Source organism: Paenibacillus sp. Soil750, assembly GCF_001428045.1.
Classification (GTDB): Bacteria; Bacillota; Bacilli; order Paenibacillales; family NBRC-103111; genus Paenibacillus_E; species Paenibacillus_E allorhizoplanae.
In genome coordinates, this window is record NZ_LMSD01000014.1 from 30,077 (window position 1) to 52,250 (window position 22,174).

General features: G+C 45.9%; 21 protein-coding genes. 13 read left to right on the top strand and 8 right to left on the bottom strand.

What is annotated here, in order from left to right; translation table 11 throughout:
• Positions 1-37 precede the first annotated feature (37 nt).
• The 9 genes from ASL11_RS17815 to ASL11_RS17855 all read left to right on the top strand — a co-directional run bounded on the left by ASL11_RS17815 (position 38) and on the right by ASL11_RS17855 (position 11,608).
• Entirely contained in the window at positions 38-475 is a 438-nt protein-coding gene (locus tag ASL11_RS17815; RefSeq protein WP_028555397.1) for a BrxA/BrxB family bacilliredoxin, read from the top strand.
• A 657-nt stretch (positions 476-1,132) separates the two neighbouring features.
• Positions 1,133-1,942: an ammonia-dependent NAD(+) synthetase gene (gene nadE, locus ASL11_RS17820; RefSeq protein WP_056617478.1), complete on the top strand. Its 810-nt coding sequence runs from the start codon at positions 1,133-1,135 to the stop codon at positions 1,940-1,942.
• A 191-nt stretch (positions 1,943-2,133) separates the two neighbouring features.
• Positions 2,134-2,466, top strand: a complete 333-nt coding sequence (locus ASL11_RS17825) for a BlaI/MecI/CopY family transcriptional regulator (protein ID WP_063795619.1) — start codon at positions 2,134-2,136, stop codon at positions 2,464-2,466.
• 58 nt (positions 2,467-2,524) lie between these two features.
• Positions 2,525-3,982 (top strand): M56 family metallopeptidase, encoded by a 1,458-nt coding sequence (locus ASL11_RS17830; protein WP_235550506.1) that lies wholly within the window; start codon positions 2,525-2,527, stop codon positions 3,980-3,982.
• Between the two features lie 359 nt (positions 3,983-4,341).
• Positions 4,342-5,310 carry an ABC transporter permease gene (locus ASL11_RS17835; RefSeq protein WP_056617659.1) on the top strand — a complete coding sequence of 323 codons (969 nt, stop codon included), beginning with the start codon at positions 4,342-4,344 and terminating at the stop codon, positions 5,308-5,310.
• Positions 5,311-5,346: 36 nt separating this feature from the next.
• Positions 5,347-6,234, top strand: coding sequence for a carbohydrate ABC transporter permease (locus ASL11_RS17840; protein WP_056617488.1), 888 nt, complete (start codon positions 5,347-5,349; stop codon positions 6,232-6,234).
• 87 nt (positions 6,235-6,321) lie between these two features.
• The gene (locus tag ASL11_RS17845; RefSeq protein ID WP_056617492.1) at positions 6,322-8,025 is read left to right on the top strand and encodes an extracellular solute-binding protein; all 1,704 of its coding nucleotides are present in this window, start codon (positions 6,322-6,324) and stop codon (positions 8,023-8,025) included.
• Positions 8,026-8,154: 129 nt separating this feature from the next.
• Positions 8,155-10,068, top strand: coding sequence for a sensor histidine kinase (locus ASL11_RS17850; RefSeq protein WP_056617495.1), 1,914 nt, complete (start codon positions 8,155-8,157; stop codon positions 10,066-10,068).
• Positions 10,046-11,608: a response regulator transcription factor gene (locus tag ASL11_RS17855; protein WP_056617501.1), complete on the top strand. Its 1,563-nt coding sequence runs from the start codon at positions 10,046-10,048 to the stop codon at positions 11,606-11,608. Before ASL11_RS17850 ends, ASL11_RS17855 begins: the two co-directional genes overlap by 23 nt.
• A gap of 87 nt (positions 11,609-11,695) precedes the next feature.
• Here ASL11_RS17855 and ASL11_RS17860 read toward each other — a convergent pair whose 3' ends face one another.
• Complete coding sequence (locus ASL11_RS17860) at positions 11,696-12,673, bottom strand: aldo/keto reductase (protein WP_056617505.1); 978 nt, start codon at positions 12,671-12,673, stop codon at positions 11,696-11,698.
• A gap of 200 nt (positions 12,674-12,873) precedes the next feature.
• On the opposite strand from ASL11_RS17860, the gene acpS reads away from it, so the two are divergent.
• Entirely contained in the window at positions 12,874-13,260 is a 387-nt protein-coding gene (acpS, locus tag ASL11_RS17865; protein ID WP_056617510.1) for a holo-ACP synthase, read from the top strand.
• A gap of 259 nt (positions 13,261-13,519) precedes the next feature.
• Here acpS and ASL11_RS17870 read toward each other — a convergent pair whose 3' ends face one another.
• The gene (locus ASL11_RS17870) at positions 13,520-14,119 is read right to left on the bottom strand and encodes a hypothetical protein (protein WP_056617513.1); all 600 of its coding nucleotides are present in this window, start codon (positions 14,117-14,119) and stop codon (positions 13,520-13,522) included.
• Between the two features lie 99 nt (positions 14,120-14,218).
• Between ASL11_RS17870 and mutY the strand changes: the two genes are divergently transcribed.
• The gene (mutY, locus tag ASL11_RS17875; protein ID WP_056617516.1) at positions 14,219-15,343 is read left to right on the top strand and encodes an A/G-specific adenine glycosylase; all 1,125 of its coding nucleotides are present in this window, start codon (positions 14,219-14,221) and stop codon (positions 15,341-15,343) included.
• Positions 15,344-15,365: 22 nt separating this feature from the next.
• Here mutY and ASL11_RS17880 read toward each other — a convergent pair whose 3' ends face one another.
• Positions 15,366-16,049 carry a Crp/Fnr family transcriptional regulator gene (locus tag ASL11_RS17880; protein ID WP_056617519.1) on the bottom strand — a complete coding sequence of 228 codons (684 nt, stop codon included), beginning with the start codon at positions 16,047-16,049 and terminating at the stop codon, positions 15,366-15,368.
• A gap of 149 nt (positions 16,050-16,198) precedes the next feature.
• Between ASL11_RS17880 and ASL11_RS17885 the strand changes: the two genes are divergently transcribed.
• On the top strand, positions 16,199-16,543 hold the full coding sequence (locus ASL11_RS17885; protein WP_056617522.1) for a DUF805 domain-containing protein: 345 nt from the start codon (positions 16,199-16,201) through the stop codon (positions 16,541-16,543).
• A gap of 64 nt (positions 16,544-16,607) precedes the next feature.
• On the opposite strand, the gene ASL11_RS17890 is transcribed toward ASL11_RS17885, so the two are convergent.
• The 5 genes from ASL11_RS17890 to ASL11_RS17910 form a co-directional block, all read right to left on the bottom strand.
• Complete coding sequence (locus ASL11_RS17890; protein WP_028555379.1) at positions 16,608-17,219, bottom strand: superoxide dismutase; 612 nt, start codon at positions 17,217-17,219, stop codon at positions 16,608-16,610.
• A gap of 96 nt (positions 17,220-17,315) precedes the next feature.
• The gene (locus tag ASL11_RS17895; RefSeq protein WP_056617525.1) at positions 17,316-17,534 is read right to left on the bottom strand and encodes a hypothetical protein; all 219 of its coding nucleotides are present in this window, start codon (positions 17,532-17,534) and stop codon (positions 17,316-17,318) included.
• Positions 17,535-17,605: 71 nt separating this feature from the next.
• Positions 17,606-18,730: a Ger(x)C family spore germination protein gene (locus ASL11_RS17900; RefSeq protein WP_056617528.1), complete on the bottom strand. Its 1,125-nt coding sequence runs from the start codon at positions 18,728-18,730 to the stop codon at positions 17,606-17,608.
• Positions 18,727-19,827 (bottom strand): GerAB/ArcD/ProY family transporter, encoded by a 1,101-nt coding sequence (locus tag ASL11_RS17905; protein WP_056617532.1) that lies wholly within the window; start codon positions 19,825-19,827, stop codon positions 18,727-18,729. The genes ASL11_RS17900 and ASL11_RS17905 overlap by 4 nt, the downstream gene beginning before the upstream one ends.
• Complete coding sequence (locus ASL11_RS17910) at positions 19,824-21,380, bottom strand: spore germination protein (RefSeq protein ID WP_235550504.1); 1,557 nt, start codon at positions 21,378-21,380, stop codon at positions 19,824-19,826. The genes ASL11_RS17905 and ASL11_RS17910 overlap by 4 nt, the downstream gene beginning before the upstream one ends.
• 317 nt (positions 21,381-21,697) lie before the next feature.
• On the opposite strand from ASL11_RS17910, the gene ASL11_RS17915 reads away from it, so the two are divergent.
• Positions 21,698-22,129, top strand: coding sequence for a GNAT family N-acetyltransferase (locus ASL11_RS17915; RefSeq protein ID WP_157256964.1), 432 nt, complete (start codon positions 21,698-21,700; stop codon positions 22,127-22,129).
• The last annotated feature ends 45 nt before the right edge of the window (positions 22,130-22,174 follow it).

Here is a 22,174-nt window from a genome sequence, read left to right on the forward strand (position 1 = left end):
TTTAAGAGTAACTATTAAATCCTAAGGGGTGGCACATATGGCAATGTCTTTTGATTCATACATGAAAGATATGGTTAAACCGATGAGAGAAGATTTGACTCGTCTGGGAATTACGGAGCTTCTGACTCCTGAGCAAGTTGAGGAAGCAATTGAGAAATCCAAGGATGGCACGATGCTGCTTGTCGTGAATTCCGTTTGTGGCTGTGCAGCTGGTCAATGTCGTCCAGGTGTTGCAAAAGCTCTGCAAAACGATACAACGCCAACTTACACATACACCGTGTTCGCTGGTCAAGAGAAGGATGCTACGGCAAAAGCGCGTGAGTACTTGGCGCCATACCCGCCATCATCCCCATCCATCGCGTTGTTCAAGAACGGTGAGCTAGCTCACTTCATTCAACGTCACCAAATCGAAGATCGTTCCGCAGACATGATCGCTGGCGATTTGATTGGTGCTTTTGAACAATATTGCAAATAATAATTGTTAGGCATATAGGCCCTACCTGCCAATGAGCAGGTGGGCTTTTTTCTTTTTGGTGTGCCCAGAGGCACGTAGGGTGTAGATAGTCTAAAAAATCGACTAACGTGAGTGAAAAGGCGCCCCCACGGGTGTAGATAGTCGGAGAAACCGACTAACGCGAGTGGAAGGGCGCCTCAGCGGGTGGAGATAGTCGAAAAAATCGACTAACGCGAGTGAAAAGGCGCCCCCGCGGGTGGAGATAGTCGAAAAAATCGACTAACGCGAGTGAAAAGGCGCCTCAGCGGGTGGAGATAGTCGGAAAAACCGACTAACGCGAGTGGAAAGGCGCCTCAGCGGGTGGAGATAGTCGGAAAAACCGACTAACTCGGGGGTCTAGGGGCCTTGTGAGTGGAGTTAGTCGGAGAAACCGACTAACTCGTAGTGTTTAGGGGTGTGCGGGTGAAGATAGTCGGAAAAACCGACTATCTCGTACGTCTTCGTGGGCCCGCCGGTGTAGATAGTCGATATTATCGACTATCTACACGTACCGCATAGCCCCTGTCCGCTGTTTTTGTATTTAGTGTGGATTACACTTTGAAATTTGGGAGCCGAAAGTCTATACTAGATCTCAAAGAAGGCATCATTCCAAAATTTAGATAAAAGGTGGAGAGTTGCATGAGTTTACAAGCTGAAATTATCGCAAAGCTCGGCGTTAAACCTGAAATTGATATTGATGAAGAGATTCGCAAACGTGTGGATTTCCTGAAAAATTACGTGCTTGGCGCGCACGCGAACGGTCTGCTGATCGCGATTAGCGGCGGTATCGACAGCGCGGTAGCAGCAGGACTGTGTAAGCAAGCTACAGACGAGCTAACAGCGGAAAAAGGCAAAGAATACAAAACCGTCGGCGTGTTCCAGCCTTATGGCCAACAAGTTGACATCGAAGATAGCTACGCAGTGGCAAAAGCCTTCGATTTGAAATACCAAATCGAGAACAATATCGAAGAGTCCGTCGACGAGATTGCGATCGAAGTCGAATACGGGCTCAAGCACATCGGCGTTCACCAGCATGTGAGCCGCGGCGGCAAAGGCAACATCAAGGCACGGACGCGCATGGTGATGCAGTATGCCTTGGCTTTTGAGCTAGGCTTGATCGTCGTGGGCACGGATCATGCCTCCGAAGCGGTCACCGGCTTCTATACGAAGTACGGCGACGGCGCAGTTGACATTACACCGCTGAGCACGCTGAACAAGCGCCAAGTGCGCTCGCTCGCTGCGAAGATCGGTGTACCGCAAAGCGTGCTAGACAAAGCTCCTACAGCGGGCCTTTGGGATGGTCAAACCGACGAGGACGAGCTAGGCATCACCTACGGTGATAACAGCGACTATCTCGAAGGCAAGCAAATTGATCCAGCGATTCAAGAAAAGCTGGAGAAGCAATATGTGAAAACCGAGCACAAGCGTGTTCCGATTCCAGGCATTTAGGTGTTAGGGTTCAGAGACTATCCATGTTAAACATGGATAGTTTTTTTCTTTTTCTATTTCTTAAACTTACGCAGCTTGACAACGTTGGATTACAACTGTAATATTCAAGTTGTATTACAGTTGTAATCCAACCGAAAGGAGGAAACGATGTGAAGACGGTCCCTCATATTACGGATGCCGAATGGGAAGTTATGAAGGTACTCTGGAACGAATCACCACGCACAGCCAATGAAGTTATTGATGCTATGCAGGAGCGGACAGAGTGGAAACCCAAAACGATTCGAACCCTATTGAACAGGCTAGCGCAGAAGCAGGCGATCTCGTTTACGCAAGAGAACAGGGTGTATGCTTATTTCCCTTTGGTCTCTGAGGGCGAGTGTGTGAAGTCGGAGACACAATCTTTTCTGAAAAGAATTTATGGCGGGGCCTTTAAGCCAATGCTTGTTAATTTTTTGAAAGAGGAGCAATTGTCGGAGGAAGATATCAAAGAGTTAAGAGAGATGCTTGACGGTAAAAACAAATGACAAGTGCTACAGCAAGGTTCCACTTCTAGGAAAGAAGGGAGGGATGAAGGTGAACCCAATGAGTGAACTTCTTATAGGTTTTTTTGAATGGATCCTATCGGTATCGATCATGGCAACCATTACAGTTGTGTTCATTATGCTGATTCAGCGCATCCTGCATAAACGGATTAAACCTAGATGGCACTATCTCATGTGGTTGTTGGTACTCGTAAGACTGCTCCTGCCTTGGCACTTGGAGAGCAATTTAAGCATTTATAATTGGTTATCCTACCCTGATACGATTTACGAAATCAATCCAGCAAATGAAATAGGAACACATGAGGAATTGGCAATTGGTGACTCGTTGTCGAATATTTTGTATAAATATGCGATGTACGTATGGGTGCTTGGAATTGTCCTATTTGCGATATATACCTTCGTGATCAACCGTAAATTTGCGCTGAAAATAAGGAAAGAAACGAGACCGATCACAGACATCGGCATATTACAGTTATTCACTCAGAGCCGACAGCTAATGTCGATACATAAACCGGTCACATTAGTGGTATCAGACAAATTGTCGATGCCTACGTTATTTGGCTTCAGGAATCCCTGTTTAGTCATACCGCAGTCGGTCATTAACAGTTTAAACCATGAGCAATTACGGCATGTCTTTCTACATGAACTGGCACATTGCAAACGAAATGATATTGGTGTCAATTGGCTGATGCAATTTCTGTTGATTATTCATTGGTTCAACCCTGTACTTTGGTACGCGCATCAACGGATGCGTGAGGACCAGGAGATTGCAAGCGATGCTTTAGCCCTTTCTTATATAGAACCGGCTCGAAGAGAAGAATACGGATATACACTCATTCAATTATTGGAAAGCTATGTGCGACCCATAAGTGTCCCAGGTAATGTTCATTTATCCGGAAACAAGTCACAGTTAAAGAGGAGAATTATGATGATTAAACAGTTTCAATTTAATTCCTACCGGTGGTCGTTCCTTGGTTTAGCTGCCATTCTCATCATTAGTGGTTGCTCGTTGACGAATGCGAGTGTAGATAAGAAATCAGCAATGGAATCGAATTCGCCGATTGTTGATCAGAAGACAACGGATACAAGTGCGCTAACAACAGGGACGGAAAAGAATACCTCAGTTGAAACCGCAGGCGAAACCAAGACGACCGACGTAGTGACACCAACTGCTCCAACTACTCCGACAGTGGAGTCAAGTCCAGCGCCTACAACTGCACCTGCTCAGGTGACGGAGGGATCCAGATCTGCACCAGCACCTGCACCAGCTCAAGAGGTAAGGAAGCCCGAATCAGCAGCTGCACCAGTAGCAGTACCAGAAGTAAGAAAGCCAGGAGCAGTGCCATCAGCAGTCCAAGAAGTGAGGAAGCCCGAATCAGCACCAGCGGCATCCCAAGAAGTGAGGAAGCCAAGATCAGCTCCAGTAGCAGTCCCAACAGCAGCTCCAGCAGTGAGGGAGTTACCGTCAGAGCCGTCAGTTGTACCAGCAAGTAAGTAAACCTAATCGAAGAAGACCCGAGGCCAAATATGCCTTGGGTCTTTTTTTATAATCAAAACCGTAAAATATGCAGCTAATATTGCCGTATTATCTAAGATTTAGCGAATAGATGGAAAAGGTCGTTTGGGGAGAAGTAGTAAAATTAGCTACATAAAATCCATTAATTTGTTTAGTGCGGCGTAGAATAGGCTGGATGGTTGAAGCGATTTTAGGAGTAGAAGGAGGATTAGGAGTAGATGTCACCCAAAAAATAGTAACCATAGCTGAAATTTGAAGCCTTACATCGCCGGAATAGAAGACCTATAATGAGTAAAGTGAAAGTGCTTACAAGGACGAAGACACAGGAGGTGCAGCCAGAAATGAAGACGGAGACGGAAATCGTCACTCCGAATCACAAGTCAGTCCCATTCCGCAAATCTGCCTCGAGGCTGCTCCGCATCGCATACGCACAGCGATATTTGCAGGTGATGGCGCTGCTGGGCGTCGCGTGGATGATCATTTTTCACTATGTCCCCATGTACGGGATCCTCATTGCCTTCAAGGATTTCAATATTGTGAAACCCATATCCGCAGCACCCTGGGCAGGGCTTGAGCACTTCAAGGCTTTTCTGGAAGACGACAATTTAGCCAGTGTTATTAAAAATACCGTCGGGATGAGCGTACTCAAGCTCGTCATTGGTTTTCCGCTTCCCATTGTGTTCGCGTTATTTCTGAATGAACTCCGTTCTATCCGTTTTAAAAAGCTGGTCCAAACCATATCCTATTTACCCCACTTCTTATCTTGGGTTATTCTCGGTGGCATACTTGCCACATGGTTAGCTGACGTGGGCTTAGTCAATAAAGTTCTCCTAGCGCTCAATATCATCCAAGAGCCTGTCAGTTATCTCGCAGAGCCTTCATATTTCTGGAGTATTATCATCACCTCCGATATCTGGAAGGAACTTGGCTGGTCGGCGATTATCTACCTCGCTGCGATGTCCGGCGTATCGCCAGATATGTATGAGGCGGCTACGATTGATGGGGCAGGACGTTTTCAGAAAATGTTCTACGTGACGCTTCCATCCATTAAAGGAACGATTACAATCTTGTTCATTTTGTCTGTGAGCGGTATCCTGAACTCCAACTTCGACCAAATTCTCGTACTCAAAAACCAACTGAACGCCAGCGCCAGCAACGTAATTGATGTGTATGTATATGAAGTAGGCCTTCGTCAGAGCCGTTTTTCCTATGCTACTGCGGTCGGCTTAATTAAGTCTCTCATCTCACTTATTTTACTGCTTTCGGCGAATTTCATTACCAAACGACTCAATAACACATCCTTATTTTAAAATCATAATGCTTCTAGGCAAGGAGGTGAGCCAACGATGCTTTCCCTGAATCGCAGAACCTACAAAGAGGCTGCATTCGATTATTTCAACTTTATATTCATGCTAGTCATCTGCTTCGTTACCATTTACCCGATTTGGTATGTGCTCGTCAATTCCTTCAATGAAGGAAATGACGCCATGCGAGGAGGGATCTATTGGTGGCCACGGGTGTTCAGCATCGACAGCTATAGGGCTGTATTTGCGAATAATGGCATCATGCTGGCGATGGGCGTAACCGTAGCGAAAACGCTGATAGGTACCGTGGTTCACGTGCTTTTTACAGCGATGGTTGCCTACGCATTTTCCCGCAAAGAGTTAATCGGTCGCAACGTCTACATGCTGATCGGTACGGTAACCTTATTTTTCAGCGGAGGCTTAATTCCGTATTACTTGTTAATTCGAGATTTAGGGATGCTCGACAGCTTCCTGGTGTATATCATTCCGGCGATGTTCAGTTTTTTCGATCTCATTATCTTCTTATCTTTCTTTCGAGAGATCCCAGATGCCTTGGAGGAAGCCGCCAAAATTGATGGGGCGAATGATTTCAAAATCTTTTACCAAATTATCCTGCCGGTGTCCATGCCTGTCGTCGCTACGATTGCGCTCTTTCACGGCGTCTATCAATGGAATGATTACTTTACCGGGATGATTTATATTAACAAAAGCGAACTTCAACCGATCCAGACGTATCTCTATCGGGTCGTTGCACAGTCCAGCTCCAATCAAATGATGGCTGCAACGACGGGAAGTGTGGCGAAGACGGTATCGTCTCAGTCAATTAAGCTCGCAACGATGGTTGTGACCACCTTACCTATTGTGTTGGTCTATCCATTCTTACAGAAGTATTTTGTAAAAGGTTTTATGATTGGCTCCATTAAAGGCTAATCAGGTTAATCTTCACGTAACACAGGTGGCCAGCTCTGTTAATCGAACAGAGATTACACATAATGAATTCGAAAAGGGGAAACGCCAATGAGGAAACCACGCAAAACGCTAACGACCTTACTTGCTTTATTTACAGCTTTTTCAATAACTGCCTGTACAACGGATAAAGAGACCAACACCAGCACCGCAAGCCCAGAGGCTACCAAAGCAGCAGATAAAGTTGCAGCACAATCCGCTGCACCTGTGGCTAACGCAAATGATCCAGGTTGGAAATCCGATACGAAGCCGATTACGTTCGATTGGTATCTTAACTTTTCTTGGTTTCCGAATAAATGGGGCGTTGATGCCACCTCGCAGTACATAACTAAGAAAACCGGTGTGAATATCAACTTTATCGTCCCTGCTGGCAATGAGAACGAGAAGCTGAATACGATGATTGCTTCCGGGAAGCTGCCTGATTTTATCACGCTAGGTTGGTACGAAGATGCTGTGAAGAAAATGATCGAAGGGAATATGGTGCTTCCGCTAAATGAGCTTGCCAAACAGTATGATCCTTATTTCATTAAGGTGGCTGACCCTGCTAAGACATCGTGGTACACACAGAAAGATGGTAATTTCTACGGCTATCCGAACGCATCCTCCTCCTCTGAGGACTATAAGAAATACGGGCAAAACTTCGTATCCAACCAAACGTTCCTTGTGCGCAAAGATATGTATGAGGCGATCGGTAAACCGGATATGAGAACACAAGAAGGGTTCCTGAACGCGCTTAAGGCTGCGAAAGAGAAGTTCCCTGATGTGAACGGTCAGCCGCTGATTCCGCTAGGTTTGCATGAGTTCGGAGACTTAGGGAATAGTTCACTGCTGGATGCTGGTCAAAATGGTTCCATGCTGCAGAATTTCTTAGCGATTCCGTATGAAAAAGATAATAAGCTCTACGATCGTTCCACAGATCCAGAGTTCGTGAGTTGGCTCAAAACGTTCCGTAAAGCCAATGAAATGGGCTTGCTGGCTAAAGATATTTTTATCGACAAGCGTCCTCAAATGGAAGAAAAGATTGCCCAAGGCCGTTATTTCGCCATGTTGTATCAACGTTCTGATTTAGCGAATCAAAATATTTCCCTATACCAAAAAGATCCGAACAAAGTCTACATCGCCGTAGACGGTCCAGCTAATGCTGCAAAAAGCCCGCCAACCCTAGCAGGTCCTGGTATCTCAGGTTGGACAGTGACCTTGATTTCCAAAGACGTGAAGGACAAAGCAAGAGCAATTAAATTCTTGAGCTACCTCATTAGTGAGGAAGGAAATAAAGATCTGTACCTTGGTGAAAAAGGCGTCAGCTATGACACCATCAATGGCAAAGATCAATTTAAGCCAGAAGTGCTGGATCTTATGAATAAAGACCGGGCAGCTTTTGATAAAAAATACGGCTCGTCCTATACCTTCTGGATGCTCATGGATACCAACATGAATCTGCAATGGGCGCCGCCTAGCGTGGAACCAATCAAACAACCGGAAGAGTGGACGAAGGGCAAGTCGAAGAGCTTCTCGCAATACGATAATATTGTGCCAACAGGGACATCGGAAGAGGGAATTGCCAATACGAAAATCGCCCAGGCGTGGGGCAAAACGCTTCCGAAGCTGCTTTTAGCCAAGACGGATGCCGAATTCGATCAACTGTTCGATAAATACCAAAAGGATCGCCAAGCAGCTGGATTGGATAAAGTGAAAGCTTACCAACAAAAAGAATTTGAATCCAACACGAAGAAAATTGCCGCATCCGCGAAGTAATCTTATAAGATGACCTGAGAGCCCGAATCTATCGGGTTTTCGGGTTTTTCGCTGCAAATAGTTCCCGCATGCGGCGAATTTTAGTTTAAAATAAGAGAACTACCGAATAGAAAGACGGGATATGAGACCATGGGATTCATGCTGGGCAAAGGGAGAATGCGGATTACGCAGATGACGAATCGTATTTCGATTCAAACGAAACTAATCGGTGCCTATATCATCATCATTTTGATTCCCATTATATTGATTTCTTGGTATTTATTTAATGAATTTTACCAAAATACGATTCAAGACACCGTGAACAATAATCAATACGCGTTAGAGAGCGAGAAGGCAAGTATCCTGAACAATATTGAAGCGATGGGACGTGCCGCTCAGTTTTCGATTACGGACAGAGAGGTTATTCAATATCTGCATAGCGCTCATGAGCTTGAAGTATCCGAACTTGTTGATTTTAATATGAATACGTTTTCAAATTTACAGCGGCTCCTTTTTAACAACCCGAGTATCGCGAATGTTCGCTTGTTTACGGATAATCCAAATACGGAGGAGATTTGGCCCATTTTTCTAAAAGAGAGTCGAATTGCTGATCGTTCCTGGTACAAGGACGTGCTTGCGCGTAAGGGAGAGGCTCGTTGGGAAATTTTGCAGAATGAGAAAGATATTATGAATCGGTACAACACGGATAATGAAGCTAGCTGGACGTATGTATCCTTGTTGAAAGAAATCTATTATCCCAAGGACACACGCGTTGCCATTCTTGAGGTTGATATGCTGATGGAAAAGTTTTTTCAGAAGCTGTTCAGTCCCATTCAAGATAGCCAGTCGCATATGCTCGTTATCGATCGACATGGTGGGATGTTCCCTGGGAATGGTGATGCGTTTTTCAAAGGGATGAACATGGAGCTGCTACGCCAAGCGTGGAGTGCCAACCCGCATCCAGAAGGTTCTAATTTCACAGTAACCATCGGGGATACACCGTACCTGATCTTGGCGACGGCCATCGAGAATCTGGATGCTCACTTGCTGAATGTGGTGTCTTTAAAAGAACCCGTGACGCAGATCCATCATACCCGCAATATCTTTATCACGGCTGCTGTAGTGTTAATTGCGTTATTGTCAGCTATTACATATTTCCTGCAAGGGCTAATCTTAAAGAAATTGCATATCCTGCGTGACTCGATGAAAAAGGTGCGCAGAGGCGATCTCAATGTACAAATTGATATGGATGCTGGCGGGGAAGTGGGCGAGTTGGCCCATCATTTCCGGCAAATGATGAAGAAAATGAATGAGCTCATCGTGGAGGCTGTGAACAAACAAGCGGCGACGAAAGAGGCAGAGCTGAGTTCATTGAAGAATCAGATCGACGCCCATTTCCTATACAACACGCTGGAAAATTTAAAAATGATGGCCGAAGTTGAAGCGCAGTATACGATTTCTAATGCATTGACGTCACTTGGCGCCATGATGCGCTACAGTCTGAAATGGTCCAGTGATCAGGTCCAGCTGCGCAATGAAATCCAACATATTCAGAATTACATCGCGATCATGAACATTCGTTATGATGATAAATTAGAGCTGAAGCTGGATATCCCTAGCAGCTATCTGGATCAGGAAGTGTTGAAAATGTCGCTGCAACCCCTTGTGGAGAATGCGGTGAAGCACGGGATGAATATTGATCGGGCCAGGCGGGAGGGTGTTACGATCTGGATTCGTGCAAGCGAGAGTGCGGATGGCATGCTCATTGAGGTTGGAGATAATGGCGCAGGCATGTCAGCGCATCAGCTGGAAGAGCTTCACGAGAAGATGCATATGGAGGACGCTTATTTTCATAACAAATATGGGAATAGGTCTGAACGTGAGCAGGAAGGCAACGGCATCGGTATGCGCAATGTGACGCAGCGAATCAAAATGTACTATGGGAACGAGTATGGGATTTGGGTAGAGAGTGCGGAGGGGACGTATACCAAAGTATTTATGAAGCTGCCTTATTTGATATTATCTGGAGGAATGTCTACGAATGAGAAACATACTTATCGTTGACGATGAGAAAAATATCCGACTCGGCTTGAAAGCCATGATTGCCCGCGAATTTCCGGAAACGTATACGTTCGAGTTTGCTGGGGACGGCGAAGAAGCGTTGCAGCTATTGCAGAGCGTCACCATAGATATTGTCATTACAGATATTCGTATGCCTGTGATGGATGGGATTACGCTGATCAATCGTATTCAAGAGATGGTTCTGAAGCCGGCAGTTATCATTCTAAGCGGGCATGATGACTTCCCCTATGCGAAGGAAGCGATCCGTTGCGAGGTGAAGGAGTATCTCCTGAAGCCTATTATTCGAGATGAGCTGTCGAGCACGCTAGTTCGTTTGGAGAATGATCTGAAGCTGAAGGAGCAGATATCCGAGCAACTGAGCAACTCCTTACAACAACGGGAAGCTTTCAAGGAGAGTCAGTTGAGTTATATGCTCAGGCATTCCCATATGGACGTGGAAACCATGCGGAGCAAGCTGGGGCAGATTGATATGGCTTGGGTGGAGGCGGGTTTTCAAGTCGGCGTGCTTCACTATCGGGGAACGATAACAGGGATGAAGCATTCCGAATTCTTGGCTCGTATCCAAGATGAGCTTGCTCATGTGCCAGACCACTGCCGTAATCGGTATGCGATCGTGCTAGATAAAGAAAACCAGTTAGTGCTAATTGCAGAGCAGGCTGACTTATTTCCATATTTGACGGAGCGGATCGCTGTGGCGGGGTATTTCATGTATAGCATGGGCGTAAGTGACTACACACGTGGAGCGGCGCGATTGCAGTCTGCGTATACGGAAGCGCTAGAGGCGCTTAAGTACACGTTCTTGCAGTCAGGGCCAGGCAGTGTGAGCTATGAAAGCATTTGTCATAAAAATAAGGATTTCACTGTGCCTGTTGCTACGATACAAAGAATCGCCAATATGCTCGGGACGGACCGCAATAAGGAAATGTCCACGCTGCTATTGGAAATACTGGACATGAAAACCGTGGCTCGCTTCGATATCGCCTATGTGGAGGCTGTGAGCAAAGCCCTGAACGAGCTTGTTTTTGATAAAGTATTTCATGTGTATGGCGGAGAGTCTGTGGAGATCCTGCGGTTGTTCAAAAAGGTTGGGGACATCGCGAATTTCTATTATTTCTCCGATTATTTTCATAGTGTGGAGGGTCTGGTGGATCGACTCAATGCGTATGTGCGTACGATGAAGACGTTCCATATCGATCACAGAGAAATGAAGAAAGCCACACAATACATACAGGAGAACTTTGATAAAGATTTGAATATGGCCATGGTTTCGAATCATGTGTCATTCAATTACTCCTATTTCAGTCAGGCTTTCAAAGAGTACACCGGCGAGAGCTTCGTTCATTATTTGAAAAGGCTGCGTATTGAGCGGGCGCGAGAGCTGCTCGCAACGACTGACTTCAAAGTCTACGAGATCAGTGAGCGGGCTGGCTTCGAGAATGTGAAGCATTTCAGCCGAGTATTCAAAGAGATGGAGGGGGTTAGCCCCCAGGAGTATCGGGATCTGCGTGAAGTGATAAGTTGAACGTAAGAGAGGCCGTCTTGAAGTAGATTTATCTACTGCAGGACGGCCTTATGTGCGTGGGCACGCAAATACTCAGGGTATAAACGGCTACGGCATGCGCAAGCCGCGGGAGCTTTCGAGCAGCGCGTACCACTCTTCGCGCGACATGGTGTCCGCGATGCGAACTGCATCTTCACAAGCGACGATACGCTTGGCGGAGGAAGTGCCGATGACCGGCTGAATACGGGCCGGATGCTTCATGAGCCAGCCAAGCACGATAGCTTCTGGCGTCGTTTCTTTCTCAGTGGCCAGCTTCTGAACAAGCGCTGCCGTTTTCTTGACGGTGTCAGGCGCATCAGAGATATCGCTGCCTGAGAACTTCCCTTTGGCGAGCGGGCCCCATGCCTGAATTTGAACGTTGTTCATTTGGCAATATTCGAGGATGCCATCGGCGAAATTAACGTTGGCGCCTACCTTCTGATTCACCAGAATGCCTTGCTCGATCCAATCCAAACGTGCCAAACTCAACTCCAACTGGTTCACAACAAGTGGCTCAGGAAGTGAGTTTTGGATGAAGCGCATTTGCGCAGACGTCATGTTGGACACGCCGAAGTGGCGAACTTTACCCGCTGAGCGCAGCGTATTGAAAGCTTCCGCGATTTCTTCAGGCTCCATGAGCGGATCCGGACGGTGCAGCAGCAAGATATCGATGTGCTCGACCCCAAGACGACCGAGAATACCATCGACGGAGCTTAGGATATGATTTTTGCTAAAATCAAAACGCTGCGGATGCTGTTCATCTTGGAAGCGTATCCCGCATTTCGATTGCAAAATGATTTGGTCGCGCAAATCAGGTCTATTTTTGAGAACCTGACCGAAGACGGTCTCGGAGTTCCCTCTTTTATAAATGTCAGCATGATCGAACATCGTAATTCCAATTGATAATGCGGCTTCTACAGCTTTTTCAGCGGTGATGTAATCTTCCTTGGTTAATGGATTGCCGGCCCAATCTCCGCCTAATCCCATACATCCGAAAACAATGCGGCTGTTTGAAATCCCGCGTCTTTCCAGTGGCATGATTTTCATTATGATGGCCTCCTATGCTATAAGTTCTACGCATAGTATAACGCCTGATACAAATCAGCATAAGACCTGAAAATAGTGTTACTTACTTACCTCGACGTAAGCAATGGATCTTGTGTATGTCCATTTACTTGACCTTAGTGGAGGAATCGGTTAAATTGTACGCAAAGCGTATCGTTAGTAGAAAAGAGGCCAGTTGAGCGATGATCATTGGGGTCGGAACGGATTTAATTGAAATTGAGCGGATTGGCAAAATGGTAGAGGGATCTTCAGGTGATCGGTTTCTAGAGCGGGTTTTGACACCGGCGGAGCGGGAGTTGGCACAGAAGCGTCGCGGACGGCTCGCGGAGTTTGTGTCTGGGCGATTCGCTGCGAAGGAAGCGATCGTGAAAGCGATCGGCTGCGGCATTGGCAAGCAGATTGGTTTTCAGGATGTAGAAGTGCTGCCGGATGCACTTGGTAAACCGGTCTGCATCGTGAAAGAAGAAGCCATGCTGCGTGCAGGGCTTCAAGGCAGTCATCGTATTCACATTAGTATTACGCATACGGGCTCTATGGCTGCAGCGTATGCGATTGTTGAGCAAGTGTAAATAGCGACTTCCACATATGCAGCAATTTGCACCCAAATACCAAATAATTGGATTTTCTACATTTATATGCATGGAATTTCAGCTAATAAAGCAAATAGATGGATTTTCTGCCGTTAATTTCAGCCGATGTAGCTGAAGTAGCCAAATTCGGTGAAAATAGGATGCAGAAAATCCATCTAATCGTTGAAAAGCATGAATTTCTCTCAAATTAGCTGGAGGTTTTCGAGTTAGTTGGTTGTGTTGGTGTTTAACTAGCTCCCTATCTCGCCCAAACCCGCAGCATATAACCGCTCACAAGCAGGCTGATGCCGCCCATTCCCTCGAGAATCACACCGGAATACCCCAAATACCACACGCCCATCACCGCGGCCAGCGCGAATAGCCACACACCCAAATAAATAAGAGGCCTGCCAAGCAAAAGTCCGACCTGCACGAAACCAATCGCGAGTAGGAATGCGCGCAGGATAGGAGCAAAAAACGGGTTCACCGCACCAATCGCCTCCATGAAAGCAACCGCAGCAACGAGCAGTGCTCCTGGCAGCACTAGGAATACCGGATGGCCCCAGCCACTTTTCGCAGCATCATCCGTTGTACGCGATTCCCCCGTGTTAAACAGTTTCCGCATGCCCCAAATTTGGATCAAGCTGGCTACCACGGCCGTAACGAAAGCGGCTTGCTTCAGCCAATCCAGGTCACGCCAGTACAGGGCGAAATCAATGATTGCGCTGAATACCCATTCCGCGCCCCAAATGAACAGCAGGGTGATTAAGCCCTGTGCATCACGCAGCCAATCTTTTCTTTTATTTTCTAATTGTTGTCGACTAGTTTTAGTCATATCAGCTTGCTTCGACGTTTGCATACATTCACCTCTAGTTTTATGTTCCGCACTTCTCGTATAATGGTACCATATCTATTCATCTATTATAACTTGAACGTGCCCCATAGAGAAGGAGAGCCCATGTACAGCGAAGAACAGAAGATGTATTTTTCCAAGAACCTCTTGGATTGGTACCAGACACATAAACGTGATTTACCTTGGCGAAGAAGTAAAAACCCTTATTATATATGGATTTCCGAAGTGATGCTGCAGCAAACGCGCGTGGATACGGTGATTCCGTATTTCCATCGGTTTGTGGATCAATTTCCAACTGTCGAGGCATTAGCAACGGCTCCGGAAGAAAATGTACTCAAAGCATGGGAAGGCCTTGGCTATTATTCACGTGCGAGGAACCTTCAATCCGCTGTAAGAGAAGTTCACGAACGTTACGAGGGCATTGTCCCGCAAAATAAAGCCGATATCTCCGCGCTCAAAGGCGTCGGACCGTACACGTCAGGTGCGATCCTGAGCATCGCCTATAATAAGCCGGAGCCGGCTGTCGATGGCAATGTGATGCGCGTGCTTTCGCGCTATTTCCTCATCGAAGAAGATATTATGAAGCCGTCCACGCGGACGATTATGGAGAAGCTCGCGCGCGAGCTCATTTTGGAAGGGACCGCCAGCGACTTCAACCAAGCCCTGATGGAGCTGGGGGCTATGGTATGTACGCCGAGATCACCACACTGCTTGACGTGCCCTGTCATGGTACACTGTTCAGCGCGTGAAGCGGGCATGGAAGAAGCCCTGCCCATCAAAAAGAAAGCCAAACCGCCCCGTCCAGAGCTGCGAGCAGTGGCTTTCATCGAAGGTACAGGTGAGCATGCAGGCAAATGGTTGATCAGACAGCGCCCGCAAGAGGGCTTGCTAGCCCGCATGTGGGAGCTCCCACATGTGGAATGGCCGTCGTCCGGATGGCAATCCGATGAGGACAATATGTCCGAGCTTCGTAAGGCACTTGCCGAGCAAGAGCAAATCGGTATTCAGCCCGATGCGTGGTTCATGGATACGGAGCATATTTTCAGCCATATTGTCTGGAAAATGAAGGTTTACCGCGCTAAGCTCGGCGACGCGAATCGCCCAAGTACGGGGGAGGAATGGATTCCATTCCATTACCGTTGGGTAGGGCCGGAGGATCTCCAAAATTATGCGTTCCCCAATGTGTTTGTCCGAATCATCAAAGAATGGCAGGACCGCAACGAAGACTAGCTGCAAGCAGCAGACTACAATCTTAACGAATTTCGGCCTGAATGGCCTCGATATTTTTTAACGTTATTAACTTCTTATCTATGTGTATCAGCTCATCATCAAGCAATTCCTGCAGGACCTTTGTGACGGATTCCCTCACCGTACCAACTAAGTTGGCAAGCTGCTGATGAGTCAGCTTTACATCAATAAGTAGACCGTCTGGCGTAGAGATACCGTGCTGCTCAGACAGTCGAAGGATCGTTTTAATAATACGTGAACGCACGCCAAGGAACGTCAAATCATAGATTTGATCATTGGCATGTCGTAATCGTTGCATCGTCGTTTCCAGGAGCTTTAGGCAAAGCCTAGGGCTCTTTTCCATGAACGAAGTGAATGCGGTTCGACTAAGCACATACATCGTGCTGGCTGCCATGGTCTCTGCTGTTGCTGAGCGGGTCATGCCATTACTGAGCAGTGACATTTCTCCGAAGAAGTCTCCATCACGGAATAAAGCTAGTGTGACTTCTTTCGCCTCGTCCAGACGATATATTTTCACGACACCTGAATGGATTAAGTACAATTCCTCGCCAACTTCTCCTTCTTTAAAAAGGATAGTTCCCTTCATTATTTTCTTAACTGTAAAAAGTGGTGCAATCCCGACTAGATCTTCTTCCGTTAGCTCTTGAAAGAGTGGGATGTTATGAAGCAATGGAACAATGGATTTCAAGGAATTGCCACCTCATTTCCTCATTATGGTATTTACTTCATGGTACAACGAGGCTCCATGCACGTAAAGGAAAATTGCTAACTGGCACTCGATGGCATGAGATTCCTCTTCCTGGAATATCAATGGGAGAAGAAAGGAGTCGATGCTCAATGGAATGGTATGTCAAGGTGTTATCGAATTATGTAGGATTTTCAGGCAGAGCAAGACGGAAGGAATATTGGATGTTCGTTTTGTTCAATATTATTATTTCGATCGGGTTAGGTATCGTGGAGGCTATTATCGGGTTGGATCAAGTCCTGTCGGGCCTATATTCGCTATTTATCCTTTTACCTTCTCTAGCTGTAGCCTTTCGTAGATTGCATGACACGGGTAAAAGTGGATGGTGGATACTGCTCGGCATTATTCCCTTGATTGGTTTCATCATTCTGCTCGTATTTTTCTGCCAAGATAGTGACGTCAACGATAATCAATATGGTCCCAATCCGAAAGGATAGCTAAGTGCGCACCGCCGTTTCCAACAAAAAAAGCGACCCCTCAGGGTCGCTTTTTTAAATCAAATTATTTCGCTGCGTCGTAACGTTTGCCAACTTCGTTCCAGTTAACAACGTTCCAGAAAGCTGCGATGTAATCAGGACGTTTGTTTTGGTAGTTCAGGTAGTAAGCATGCTCCCAAACATCAAGACCAAGAACCGGCGTTTCGCCTTCCATGATCGGGCTGTCTTGGTTCGGCAAGCTGTACACTTTCAATTTACCAGCTTTGTCAACAGCTAGGAAAGCCCAGCCAGAGCCAAAACGTGTAGTTGCTGCTGCAGCGAAATCTGCTTTGAATTTATCAAAGCCGCCAAGCTCGCTGTCAATTGCTGCTGCTAGAGCGCCTGTAGGTGCGCCGCCAGCTTCTGGTCCGATTGTTTCCCAGAATAGGGAGTGGTTAGCATGTCCGCCACCATTGTTACGAACAGCAGTACGGATATCTTCAGGAAGGCTGTTAAGGTCAGCGATCAGGTCGTTAAGGGATTTGTCATGCAGAGCTGGGTGTTTGTCCAAAGCTGCATTCAGGTTTGTTACATAAGCGTTATGGTGACGATCGTGATGAATCTCCATAGTTTTTGCATCGATGTGCGGCTCAAGAGCTTCGTTTGCGTACGGAAGAGCTGGTAGTTGATGTGCCATTGAATAAATACCTCCTAAAAATTATGTAGTTTCAATTTCATTATGAAGGAACACAGCTAATAAAGCAACATTTGTGTTTACTAAGTCGGTAGTCCCTTAAATGCCGCGACGTTCCATTTCCCGTGTGATTTGATTATGCATGGCTGTATCTTGCTCATGAAGGTAGGGGGATAAGTCGCTCATCGTACGGTGGAGCTGGAGCAGTTCGATCTCCGTCCATTCTTCTGGTTTTTTCGTGCTCATAAATTGAAAATCTGGAATTTCACGAGGATACTCATGTGCAGTAAGTTCATGATCTAATTCTTTATCGGACATAGGTTTCACCTCTTTCTGAATCGGAATATCCTCCTATAAGATGGTGTTTTTTCACGCATCTCATACATGCTTTATAGGGTTTCACCCATATTCTTTATTTTCGTCTTTACATGGATACGTACATCAGCTTCCGAAAACGCATGCCCCCACTCATCTTGTACGTGCTCCCAGGCCTTGAATTGATAGGCGCGCGCATAAAGGCCTAGACCGATGGGATCCACTTCATGCTCTTGCATTTTTTTTACTAGAGATTTCATCTGCGCTTCTAGCTGCTGATTGATCTCGGCTTCAAGCTTAGGCGCATCATTCCTCACATCGAAGGTGAAAGGTTTATCAGTCAATTGAATAGGTATGGAGCATTGGATATCAAAAACGAACTTATTCTCCTCGAAAGTGACTTTCAAGTCCCTTTTGATGCTCAACGCATAGAAGCTGAGTGCGCCTGTTACAAAGGGGGAGTCGCCTTTTTCTTCTGGAAGTTTGACGGTGAAGGATAGAGGGCCATTCTTCTCCTTTTGCAGCATTTGAAGAAGCTGGTTCTCTGTATTGCTAATGGCGTAGGCATACTTTCCTTTTTTACTCAAAAGCATTGTGCCTGCTGCCACAACTTCCGTATCCTTACGGAGGTCAGTTAAGTAGGGCGTAATTCCTTTCTCATACATTTGCCGATGAAGGTCAAATAGTGTTGAGACTTGTACCAAATTGCGCATATGGGCGGTATCTAGGAGCTTGGCAATATGCATGGACATTCTCCGTTTATCTGCAGGCGCAAAGTTCATAATCTCCTCGACGGAGCCCTCAACGGCGATCACTCTGGCGGTTTCAGATGTTTTGGGGTCACGGTAGAAGACATCGAGCAGCTTAAACCAATCGTCATGAGCTAAGATGCGTTTGCTTATGAGCACATTTTGGATTTTACCTGCGCTAACAAGCGCTGAAGCGCGCGTGTCAAATTCGTTTCGGCTATCTCTTATGTTAATCGCAGTTACTTTGGTGACTTCATTTTTCTCTTTGGCTTCCTTGTTAAAGACGGGACTTGATGCATAGATGATGAGATTATTATCTTTATCTAAATCCAACCCGACCATGAGAACAAGCGTCACATTTTCTAAGGGCATTTGATCTTTACTGCTAGATATCAGAATGAAGAAAGCGAAAAGCGGAAATAAAATAAGGCTTGTTCGCATCGGCTTCATGGGGAGGACCTCCTTAAGACTCGACGTATGCCCGTTAGAACGGCCCAGAAGAGCGGCGGTATAACAAAAGCGATCCCGATACCAATATTTTGAACAATATCCCTTAAACGCACACTTTCATCCCAACCAGGCTTCCAAACCCATGTGATACCTACCATAACGGTAAGAATGAGGAGGATATGCAGTCTGGGCTGTCCTTTGAGTCCAAGCTGCTGTGTACATATAACTGCCGCATATAGCACAGGAACGAAGGTTCTTACGATAATCAGCAAGTAGATGGAGAGGATTAAAATATCAAAGCGTTCCAGAAAACGAAACTCAATGATTTTAAATAAAGAGATGAGCGTATTATGGTACTGTGTAATCTCGTCTGGACTGAAATTGACAAAAGCAAGTAATGTAAACAGCATGTAAACAAAAAAAGTGACCGAATTCGCAATTATGATGCCGAGGGAAGCAGAGCTTTTTTTTTCTAAGTAGGGGTATAGAAAGAAGGCAATTTCAAACCCGACGAAAGATAGAATGTTGGTTCGTAGGGTTTGTAATATGGGTGTCCAGCCATGTTTCAGGATGGGAAGCAGATGAATCCATTGCGCATGTTTGAATAAATAGAGGGAAATTAAAACTAAGCCGCCGGAAAGGAAAAGGAGAATTTCAGAATAGCGGCCAATGATACGAAATCCACCCCTGGTAATCATATAAGCAGGTAGGAGGAAAAGCAGCATGAGAACAGCAATATTCGTTTGCTGCATAATCCAATTCTGAACTAACAGGGCCATACGATTATAAATTAAATACATATAGAGGAGGAAATAGCCGATAAACATCACCATTCCTACTTTTCCAACCCATTTGCCAAAGTAATGACTCAGTAAATCAATGATCGTGCCATTGGGGTGACACCTCATGATCTGAATGATAATCAGGCTGCTGACGATAGATATAAGCCACCCGATGATGAGAACAATCCATCCGTCAGTCCCGCAGCCTTTCGCAAGATCGCCAGGCAGAGGGATAAGGCCAACGCCTAATTGTACACTGTGAATGATCAAAATAAATTGAAACAGCGTAATCTGATTTCCTTTGCCTGGAATCATGAAGAGTCATCTCCTTCCTTTTTCATCATGCCATATCGACGTTTTTGAAGCGTACGTACACTTTTGGGACGGTGGACCATTTTTTTAAGCGGCAGACGGATGAAAACATCTTTCCAGTCCGCCATTCGAACTGGTGCAATGGGCGTGCTATACGCTTCTCCAAGTGATTTTAAACTAATGAGGTGAGCTAGTATGACCATTGCGCCTGCCATAATCCCAATGATCCCGTATAGGGAGGCAATCGTCATCATCGGGAAGCGAATTAAACGAACGGAAGCAGCCATATCATAATTGGGGAGAATGAAAGAGGCAACCGCCGTGGAGGCAACAACGACGACCATGAGATTGCTCACGATGCCAGCTTCAACGGCTGCTTGTCCAATGACAATACCTCCTACGATCCCAACGGTTTGACCAACCGGCGCAGGAAGACGGACGCCTGCCTCTCTTAACATTTCTAGCATAATCTCCATAATGAGTGCTTCAATGAAAGGCGGAAAGGGGACCGCCGATCGAAACTCCCCGATGGACAAAATCAAGTCCAAGGGAATCAGTTCATGATTATAGGAAACGCAGGCAATATAAAATGCGGGAAGAAACGCTGCGATAATACAAGCGAAGAAACGAAGCAGTCGAAAGAAGGTCGCTACGGGCCAACGCGTACTGTAGTCATCAATACCCTGGAAGAAGGCGGCTAGGCCAACTGGTGCAATTAATACACTCGATGATCGATCTACGACGACACAATAGCGTCCTTGCAACAGTTGGGATGCTGCCGTGTCCGGTCGTTCGGTTGTAATCATTTGTGGAAACAGGGAGAAGGGGTTATCTTCGATCAGCTCTGCAAGCTCACCAGTATTTATAATGCAGTCGATCTGCAAGCTGGAGATGCGACGCTCTAATTCAATGCGTATCTCAGGGAGCGCAATATCTTCTAAATACAAGATGGATACCTTACTTTTGGTCCTCTTCCCGACATAAAGTTCTTTAATCTTGAGCTCACGGCTGGGGATATATCGGCGAATTAAGGCAATATTTTGACTACCTGTTTCAATAAAACCTTGATGCGCGCCCTTCAGCGAGGCTTCAATTTGAGAATCTTCAATGGCCCGTTGCGGCCAGCCTTGGGTTTCTAGGGAAAAAGCATGGGCTTGGCCATCGATGAAAAGAATACTGTAGCCTCGCAAAATTGAGGTTTCTACGGTTTCCCAAACTAAAAGGCTTTTGATTTCTCCTAAAGCGACAGGCAATTCATCGCTGTCATCGGTAGTCGTGTGAAACATGAGTTCGTGGAGGACGTTATTGTTGATGGAGTTTTTATCCACTAGCCCATCTAGATAGGCAAGAGCTGCTGGAACTCCAGATTGTTTATTAGTAAACGTGCGAACGATCAAATCTGGCGTATCGCTGAAAATCGTAGCGAGTTGATTGATATTCTCCGATAGTTTTGCCGAAATTTTGACGATCTCGGAAGATGGCGGTTCCTGTTGATCTTTGGAGTTTTCTTCGACCATCCGATGTGCGACTTTAAATAAGCGGCGAATCAGTTCCATGTTCATCCATCCCATAAATTCTCAATTTCAAGGTTCTGTCTTACATTGTTCCATGGCGCATCTACTTTTATGCGTCTTATAGGCTAGATCATAACGAATGACATAGAGGTAAAAAGAACTAGAATAATCAGCCGAAATGGAACCCTACTATTTGAAAACGCTTGCATTTAAGCGCTTTCAAGAGATATATCGAAAAAAACAAAGTTTTTTGTGAATTTCACCACATTTTCAGCAGGATTTCGTGTTTTTTTGTCGTATTTACTTCTTTACCAGAAAATTAATCTCTACAAATTAATATGGAATTGGGAGAGAACCGTATGCATGTTCGTTCATTTCAACTTGGTGATACCTCTTCGGTTAAAGAACTTCTAGAAGACGTTCTGTCGGAAACCTGCTATGAGGAGACGATTGAAGCCTTCGCTCGTCAGCTTTCGTGGGACACGGAGCTTGTTTTAATCGCTCAAGAAGAAGAGCAAGTCGTAGGCATGATTATCGGCACAATTGATAACAACAATGGCTACTACTATAGGATCGCAGTCGCAACAGCATATCAACGTAAGGGTATCGGCAAAGCTTTGATCGAGGCAATGAAGCAGCGGTTTCTCGGGCGGAATGTTAAGAAAATTATGGTAACGGTAGATGTGCACAATGAAATGGTGCTGCCTGTGTATGAGTCTGCTGGTTACAGTTCAGATGACTTTTCCAGAGCTGCTCATCGACTTAGCATTGTGAAAAAAGTAAGCGTCTAGTCTTCACTTGTTACGGGTAGGGAAGTAAAATAAGTTTACTTATAG

Excerpts from the sequence above, each read along its gene's own strand:
- ASL11_RS17815 (WP_028555397.1), top strand. The coding sequence starts at position 38 with ATGGCAATGTCTTTTGATTCATACATGAAAGATATGGTTAAACCGATG.
- nadE (WP_056617478.1), top strand. The coding sequence starts at position 1,133 with ATGAGTTTACAAGCTGAAATTATCGCAAAGCTCGGCGTTAAACCTGAA.
- ASL11_RS17825 (WP_063795619.1), top strand. The coding sequence starts at position 2,134 with ATGAAGGTACTCTGGAACGAATCACCACGCACAGCCAATGAAGTTATT.
- ASL11_RS17830 (WP_235550506.1), top strand. The coding sequence starts at position 2,525 with ATGAGTGAACTTCTTATAGGTTTTTTTGAATGGATCCTATCGGTATCG.
- ASL11_RS17835 (WP_056617659.1), top strand. The coding sequence starts at position 4,342 with ATGAAGACGGAGACGGAAATCGTCACTCCGAATCACAAGTCAGTCCCA.
- ASL11_RS17840 (WP_056617488.1), top strand. The coding sequence starts at position 5,347 with ATGCTTTCCCTGAATCGCAGAACCTACAAAGAGGCTGCATTCGATTAT.
- ASL11_RS17845 (WP_056617492.1), top strand. The coding sequence starts at position 6,322 with ATGAGGAAACCACGCAAAACGCTAACGACCTTACTTGCTTTATTTACA.
- ASL11_RS17850 (WP_056617495.1), top strand. The coding sequence starts at position 8,155 with ATGGGATTCATGCTGGGCAAAGGGAGAATGCGGATTACGCAGATGACG.
- ASL11_RS17855 (WP_056617501.1), top strand. The coding sequence starts at position 10,046 with ATGAGAAACATACTTATCGTTGACGATGAGAAAAATATCCGACTCGGC.
- ASL11_RS17860 (WP_056617505.1), bottom strand. The coding sequence starts at position 12,673 with ATGAAAATCATGCCACTGGAAAGACGCGGGATTTCAAACAGCCGCATT.
- acpS (WP_056617510.1), top strand. The coding sequence starts at position 12,874 with ATGATCATTGGGGTCGGAACGGATTTAATTGAAATTGAGCGGATTGGC.
- ASL11_RS17870 (WP_056617513.1), bottom strand. The coding sequence starts at position 14,119 with ATGCAAACGTCGAAGCAAGCTGATATGACTAAAACTAGTCGACAACAA.
- mutY (WP_056617516.1), top strand. The coding sequence starts at position 14,219 with ATGTACAGCGAAGAACAGAAGATGTATTTTTCCAAGAACCTCTTGGAT.
- ASL11_RS17885 (WP_056617522.1), top strand. The coding sequence starts at position 16,199 with ATGGAATGGTATGTCAAGGTGTTATCGAATTATGTAGGATTTTCAGGC.
- ASL11_RS17890 (WP_028555379.1), bottom strand. The coding sequence starts at position 17,219 with ATGGCACATCAACTACCAGCTCTTCCGTACGCAAACGAAGCTCTTGAG.
- ASL11_RS17895 (WP_056617525.1), bottom strand. The coding sequence starts at position 17,534 with ATGTCCGATAAAGAATTAGATCATGAACTTACTGCACATGAGTATCCT.
- ASL11_RS17900 (WP_056617528.1), bottom strand. The coding sequence starts at position 18,730 with ATGAAGCCGATGCGAACAAGCCTTATTTTATTTCCGCTTTTCGCTTTC.
- ASL11_RS17905 (WP_056617532.1), bottom strand. The coding sequence starts at position 19,827 with ATGATTCCAGGCAAAGGAAATCAGATTACGCTGTTTCAATTTATTTTG.
- ASL11_RS17910 (WP_235550504.1), bottom strand. The coding sequence starts at position 21,380 with ATGGAACTGATTCGCCGCTTATTTAAAGTCGCACATCGGATGGTCGAA.
- ASL11_RS17915 (WP_157256964.1), top strand. The coding sequence starts at position 21,698 with ATGCATGTTCGTTCATTTCAACTTGGTGATACCTCTTCGGTTAAAGAA.